Origin of the sequence: uncultured Aquincola sp. (assembly GCF_964001545.1) — a bacterium.
Taxonomy (GTDB): domain Bacteria; phylum Pseudomonadota; class Gammaproteobacteria; order Burkholderiales; family Burkholderiaceae_C; genus Aquincola.
Map to the genome: position 1 here is coordinate 1 of NZ_CAXFDV010000179.1, position 6682 is coordinate 6682.

Consider the following 6682-nt stretch of genomic DNA (forward strand, 5'->3'; position numbering starts at 1 on the left):
CCGGCGCCCAGCGGGCCAGCGTGGCCGACAGCTGCGCCATCGTCACCGGCTTGCTGAGGAAGTCGTCCATGCCGGCCGCGCGGCAGGCGGCCTGGTCTTCGGGCATGGCGGCGGCGGTCAGGGCCACGATGGGCAGATGCCGCGGGCCGGGCTGCTCGCGCGCTTCGGCGGCGCGGATGCTGCGCGCGGCCTCGAAGCCATCGGTGCCCGGCATGTGGCAGTCCATGAACACCAGCGCATAGGGCCGCTGCCGCACCGCCTGGCAGGCCTGCGCGCCATCGGCCACCACGTCCACCTCGCAGTGCAGGCGGTCGAGCATCTCGCGCAGCACCATCTGGTTGACCTCGTTGTCCTCGGCCAGCAGCACCCGGCGGCGCTGGCGCGGCGGCTCGGGCGCTGGCGCCTGCCGGTGCACCACCGCGGCCGGCCGTGGCCCAGCGGATGGCGCCGCCGGCGCCACGCCGGGCACCGGCTGCACCGGCAGCGTGAACACGAAGCAGCTGCCCTGCCCCGGCGTGCTGTGCACGCGGATCTCGCCGCCCATCACCCGCAGCAGCTGCTGTACGATGGACAGGCCCAGGCCGCTGCCGCCATGGCTGCGGGTGGTGGACGAATCGGCCTGCACGAAGGGCTCGAAGATGTGCGCCCGCTGCGCCGGCGAGATGCCGATGCCGGTGTCCTCCACCTCGAACACGAGCTGCTGGCCGGCCGCCGCCGGCTGGCAGTCCAGACGCAGCGCCACCTGGCCGTGCGGCGTGAACTTGACGGCGTTGGACAGCAGGTTCAGCAGCACCTGCTGCAGCCGCAGCGGATCGGCCAGCACCTGCTGCGGCACCTCGGGCGCCACCTCGGCCTGCAGGCGCAGGCGCTTGAACTGGGCCTGCGGCCGCAGCACGGCCATGGTTTCGTCCACCAGCCGGCGCAGGTCCACCGGCTCGGGCGCCAGTTCCATGCGGCCGGCCTCGATGCGCGAGAGGTCGAGCACGTTGTCGATGATGCCCAGCAGCACCTGGCCCGATTGCCGCGCCGTCTCGGCATAGCGGCGCTGGTCGTCGGCCAGCGGCGTGCCCAGCAGCAGCTCGGTGGCGCCCAGCACGCCGTTCATCGGGGTGCGGATCTCGTGGCTCATCATCGCCAGAAAGCGCGACTTGGCCACGCTGGCCTGCTCGGCCATGCGGCGCGCCAGGCGCAGCTCATGGGCCTGCGCTTCCAGCTCGCCGGTCTTGCCTTCCAGCGTGTCCACCAGCTGGCGCGCGGTGCGCACCGCGGTGCGGGTGCGCAGCCGCAACCGCTCGGTGACGAAGCCGGTGAAGGCCAGGTACCCACCGGTCAGGTACATCACCGTGGCCAGGGCCAGACGCTCGCCCCAGCGGCCCTCTTCCAGGCCCAGCGTGGCCAGCAGCAGCACATAGGCCAGGTAGCCGGCCACCACCACGTGGCTGAAGTAGAGCGCCCGCCGGAAGCCATAGCCCACCTGGTCGGCCACGCGCACCAGCAGCAGGTAGCCGAAGAACAGGTGCGTCTGCTCCAGCCAGTGCAGCGTCAGCAGCCACATCGGCAGGTCGAGGTGCATGAACAGCAGGCTCAGGTCGAAGCGGCCGGTGCGGCCATACAAGCGCCACAGCACCACCCAGCTCACCAGGCCGTAGCCCATGTTGGCGGCCACCAGGGCCCAGAGCGCCGGATCGTGCTGGCGGCTGCCGGGCGTGCTGATCACGGCCATGAAGCACAGCACGGCAAAGCCGATCAAGCGGACCAGCGGAATCTGCACCGCATGCACGCGACGTGCATTGACCAGCTTGCGCTGCTGCAGCTCGACCGGATCGAGCGTGAAGCTGGAGTCCTGCGGCGGCATGGGACCGGGAGAGTGATGCTCGGCCCAGCTTATCGCCCAAAGCCCTGGGCGTGGCCCCCTAAAGCGCCGCTTCGGCGGCTAAAGCTCCAGCTTGTAGCCCACGCCGTAGATGCTGCGTATGGGGTCCTGGCCGGGCGCTGCCGCTTCCAGCTTGCGGCGCAGGTTCTTGACGTGGCTGTCCACCGCGCGGTCGGTGACGGCGCGGCCGTCGTCGTGCAGACGGTCGAGCAGGCTGTCGCGCGAGAACACGCGGCCCGGCGTGGCGGCCAGCGCCTTGAGCAGGCGGAATTCCACCGGCGTCAGCTCCAGCGGCACGCCGCGCCAGCTGGCGCGCCAGCCGGCCTCGTCGATCTGCAGCGGGCCGGGCATGGGCGGCGGGCCGCGGCGGGCGCGGCGCAGGATGGCGCGCACCCGCGCCATGATCTCGCGCGGGCTGAAGGGCGTCTTGCAGATGTAGTCGTCGGCGCCCAGGTCCAGGCCCAGCAGGCGGTCGGCCTCTTCCACCCGGGCGGTGAGCATCACGATGGGCACGTCGCTGCGCTCGCGCAGCGCGCGGCACACGGCCAGCCCGTCCATGCCCGGCAGCATGATGTCCAGCAGCACCAGGTCGGCCGGCTGCGCTTCGATGGCCGGCAGCACCTCGCGGCCGTCGGCGATCCACTGCGGCTCATGCCCTTCGGCGCGCAGGTAGTCGCCGATCAGGCTGGCCATCTTGGGTTCGTCCTCCACCACGAGGATGCGGGCGGAAGCGCCGTTCATGCCGCCGCCTCGCCCGAGGTGGGCAGCACCACCCGCATCGCCAGCCCGCCCAGCGCCGAAGGGCCGGCGTCGATGCGGCCGCCGTGCGCGGCCACGATGCTGCGGCAGATGGCCAGGCCCAGCCCGGCGCCACCGCTGGCGCGGCTGCGCGAGCCTTCCACCCGGTAGAAGCGGTCGAACAGGCGCGTGACACGGTGCGCCGGCACGCCGGGCGCCGAGTCCTCGAACTCGAGCTTCACGGCCTGGCCGCCAGGCTCGGCCTGCACCCGCACCAGCAGCTGGCCGCCGGCGTCGGTGTAGCGCACGCTGTTTTCCATCAGGTTGTTGAAGAGCTGCTGCAGCCGGCGCTCGTCGGCCAGCACCACCGGCGGCTCGGCCGGCAGCTCGGTGCGCAGCGCCAGCCCGGCATCGGCCAGGCGGCCGGCAAAGGCATCGAGCGTGGTGCACAGCAGGTCGACGATGTCCACCGGCGCCTTGCGGTAGGTGAGCGCGCCCACGTCGGCCAGCGACAGGTCGTAGAGGTCGCTGACCAGCTTGTTCAGCGTGGCCACCTCGGCCTGCAGCGACTTGACGGTGGCCGGCGTCATCGCATGCACGCCGTCCTCGATGGCTTCCAGCTCGCCGTGCAGCACGCCCAGCGGCGTGCGCAGCTCGTGCGACACATCGGCCAGAAAGTCGCGGCGCATGCGCTCGTTGCGCTCCAGCGTGTCGGCCAGGGTGTTGAAGTCGCGCGCCAGCTGGCCCACTTCGTCGTCGGCATCCACCACCACACGGCTGCCGTATTCACCCGCCGCCAGCCGGTGGGTGGCCGCCGCCACCTGGCGCACCGGGCGCAGCAGCCGCCGCGCCACCCACAGCGCGATGACGGCGGCCAGCAGCACGCACACCGCGCCGATGGCCCAGCTGGCGCGGATCTGGTGCCACTCGAAGCGCTGGTCGCCACCGCCGCTGACGGTCTGGAACGGCGCCATCATCAGCCAGCCCACGCGCTCGCCGTCCACCACGATCTCGCGCCGCACCGAATCGGCGCCCAGCGCGCCATAGCCGACGACGAAGCGCTCCTGTTCGTCCAGCAGGGTGAAGCGCAGCAGCGCGCCGGTGAGGTCGGACACCTGCGGCGGCGCGCGGCCGCTGCCGTTGGCGGGCACGGAAGCTGCGTCGCTGGCCGGCACCCGCAGGATGCGGAACCACTCGGGCCGGTTGCCCTGCACGAAGCCCCAGCTGCCATTGGCCGCATAGGCGCGGGCCAGCCGCGGCACGGCTGCGTCCATGCGCAGCAGCGCCTGTTCGTTCAGGTAGCCGATGAAGCCGCGGGTGTAGCTCAGGTGCGCGGCCACGCCCATCGCCAGCACGGCGAAGGCAGCGATGGCCAGCACCGCCAGAAACAACCGGGCCGTGATGCTGATCTTCATGCCACGCCGATCTCACCGCGTTCGGGCGCCGGGTGCAAGCGCCACGCCGCAAGGCCCGCACTTGTAACCGCCTTCAACATCCCTCCACATTCGTCCGCCAGCATCGCCCGCATGAAATGCCCTTGCCCTGCCCTGACCGCACCCACCCGCGGCGCCCGCCTGCCCGTCCTGCTGCTGGCCGCCACCCTGGCGCTGGCCGCCTGCTCCAAGGCCGACGACAAGAAAGCCTCCGCACCGGCCGGCCCCAAGGAAGTGGGCGTGGTTACATTGCAACCCGAACGGCTGGCCGTGACCACCGAGCTGCCCGGCCGCACCTCGGCCCGGCTGGTGGCCGAGATCCGGCCGCAGGTGGGGGGCATCGTGCAAAAGCGCCTGTTCACCGAAGGCTCGATGGTCAAGGCCGGCGACGTGCTCTACCTGATCGAGCCGGCCAGCTTCCAGGCCACCTTCAACAGCGCCCAGGCCAGCCTGCGCAAGGCTGAGGCGGCGGTGGCGGTGGCGCAGACCACCGCCCGCCGCAATGCCGAGCTGGTGAAGATCGACGCCATCAGCCAGCAGGCCAACGAGCAGTCGCAGGCGGCGCTGCAGCAGGCCGAGGCCGACCTGGGCGTGGCCCGCGCCACGCTGGAAACCGCGCGCATCAACTTGGGCTTCACGCGCATCACCGCGCCCATTTCGGGCCGGGTGGGCCTGTCCACCGTCACGCCGGGCGCGCTGGTCACCGCCAACCAGGCCACGGCACTGACCACGGTGCAGCAGCTGGACCCCATCCACGTGGACGTGACGCAGTCCAGCACCGAGGTGCTGCGCCTGAAGCGCGAGCTGGCCGCTGGCCGGCTGCAGCGTGATGCCGATGGGCAGGCGCGCACGACGCTGGTGCTGGAAGACGGCAGCCAGTACCCGCAGGAAGGCAAGCTGGCCTTCGCCGGCGTGAACGTGGACACCGGCACCGGCAGCATCACGCTGCGGGCGGTGGTGCCCAACCCGCAGGGCCTGCTGATGCCGGGCATGTACGTGCGCGCGCGGCTGCAGGCCGGCGTGCAGGACGAGGCGCTGCTGGTGCCGCAGCAGGCAGTCAGCCGCAATGCCACCGGCAAGGCCTCGGCCCTGGTGGTGGATGCCGAGAACAAGGTGGCGCGGCGCCCGGTGACGGTGGACCGCGCGATCGGCAACCGCTGGCAGGTCACGGGCGGGCTGCAGGCCGGCGACCGGGTGATCGTGGAAGGCTCGCTGCGCGTCAAGCCCGGCGACACCGTGCGTGCCGTGGCCGCGGCGGCCAGCAGCGCCGGTGGCGCCAGCGCGCCGGCCGGTGGCGGCGCCACCGCGGGTGCCGCCGCCGCAGCGGCCGCCGCTGCGCTGCCCGCCACCCGCTGAAGGAGCGCACCGCCATGGCCCGCTTCTTCATCGACCGGCCCATCTTCGCGTGGGTCATCGCCATCGTCATCATGCTGGCGGGGGGGCTGTCCATCCGCAACCTGCCGCTGGAGCAGTACCCGGACATCGCGCCGCCGCGCATCTCGATCAACGCCACCTACACCGGCGCTTCGGCCAAGACGGTGGAAGACTCGGTCACGCAGGTGATCGAGCAGCAGCTCAAGGGGCTGGACAACCTCACCTACATGCAGTCGACGAGCAGTTCGTCGGGCACCTCGCGCACCACGCTCACCTTCAACGCGGGCACCAACCCCGACGTGGCGCAGATGCAGGTGCAGAACAAGCTGCAGCAGGCCATGTCGCGGCTGCCGCAGACGGTGCAAAGCCAGGGCGTGACCGTCACCAAGGCGGGCAGCGACTGGCTGCTGATCATGAACTTCATCTCGGCGGACGGCAGCATGTCGAACGTCGACATCGGCGACTACGTCACCACCAACCTGCTGGACATCATCAGCCGCATCGACGGCGTGGGCGAGGCCCGCACGCTGGGCACCGGCTATGCCATGCGGCTGTGGCTCGACCCCGCCAAGCTCGAGAAGTACGGCCTGATGCCGTCGGACGTGTCCACCGCCATCAATGCGCAGAACGCGCAGGTGTCGGCCGGCCAGCTGGGCGCGCTGCCGGCACTGCCCGGCCAGCAGCTCAATGCCACCATCACCGCGCGCAGCAAGCTGCAGACGGTCGAGCAGTTCGAGAACGTGGTGCTCAAGAGCACGCCCGATGGCGCGCTGGTGCGCATGAAGGACGTGGCCCGGGTGGAGCTGGGCGCCGAGAACCTGACGGTGAGCACGCGCCTGAACGGCCAGCCCGGTGCCGGCCTGGGGGTCATCCTGTCCAGCGGTGCCAATGCGCTGGAAGTGGCCGATGCGGTCAAAGCCAAGATCGAGGAGCTGCGCCCCACCTTCCCGCCCGGCCTGGAGCCGGTGCTGAACTACGACACCACGCCCTTCATCGGCGCTTCCATCGACGAGGTGGTCAAGGCCTTGTTCGAGGCCATGCTGCTGGTGGTGGTGGTGATGTACATCTTCCTGCAGAACTTCCGCGCCACGCTGATCCCGGCCATTGCGGTGCCGGTGGTGCTGCTTGGCACCTTTGGCGTGCTGGCGGCCTTCGGCTACTCGATCAACACGCTGACCATGTTCGGCCTGGTGCTGGCCATCGGCCTGCTGGTGGACGACGCCATCGTGGTGGTGGAAAACGTCGAGCGGGTGATGCGCGACGA

5 protein-coding genes are annotated in these 6682 nt (G+C 71.2%); 2 read left to right on the top strand and 3 right to left on the bottom strand.

All coding sequences use genetic code 11. From position 1 onward, the window contains the following. From ABNT58_RS06095 to baeS, 3 genes are all read right to left on the bottom strand, one after another. On the bottom strand, positions 1-1855 hold a 1855-nt coding region (locus ABNT58_RS06095; protein WP_348752612.1), incomplete at its 3' end, for an ATP-binding protein. A gap of 78 nt (positions 1856-1933) precedes the next feature. Continuing rightward, the gene (locus ABNT58_RS06100) at positions 1934-2614 is read right to left on the bottom strand and encodes a response regulator (protein WP_348752613.1); all 681 of its coding nucleotides are present in this window, start codon (positions 2612-2614) and stop codon (positions 1934-1936) included. Further along, the gene (gene baeS / locus ABNT58_RS06105) at positions 2611-4026 is read right to left on the bottom strand and encodes a sensor histidine kinase efflux regulator BaeS (protein ID WP_348752614.1); all 1416 of its coding nucleotides are present in this window, start codon (positions 4024-4026) and stop codon (positions 2611-2613) included. Before baeS ends, ABNT58_RS06100 begins: the two co-directional genes overlap by 4 nt. Before the next feature lie 111 nt (positions 4027-4137). Here baeS and ABNT58_RS06110 point away from each other — a divergent pair, with 111 nt between their 5' ends. Together ABNT58_RS06110 and ABNT58_RS06115 are read left to right on the top strand one after the other, a co-directional pair. Continuing rightward, complete coding sequence (locus tag ABNT58_RS06110) at positions 4138-5400, top strand: efflux RND transporter periplasmic adaptor subunit (RefSeq protein WP_348752615.1); 1263 nt, start codon at positions 4138-4140, stop codon at positions 5398-5400. A 14-nt stretch (positions 5401-5414) separates the two neighbouring features. Further along, on the top strand, positions 5415-6682 hold a 1268-nt coding region (locus ABNT58_RS06115), incomplete at its 3' end, for an efflux RND transporter permease subunit (protein ID WP_348752616.1).

Bases quoted from the DNA above. Each gene is read 5' to 3' on its own strand.
- ABNT58_RS06100 (WP_348752613.1), bottom strand. From the start codon at position 2,614: ATGAACGGCGCTTCCGCCCGCATCCTCGTGGTGGAGGACGAACCCAAG.
- baeS (WP_348752614.1), bottom strand. From the start codon at position 4,026: ATGAAGATCAGCATCACGGCCCGGTTGTTTCTGGCGGTGCTGGCCATC.
- ABNT58_RS06110 (WP_348752615.1), top strand. From the start codon at position 4,138: ATGAAATGCCCTTGCCCTGCCCTGACCGCACCCACCCGCGGCGCCCGC.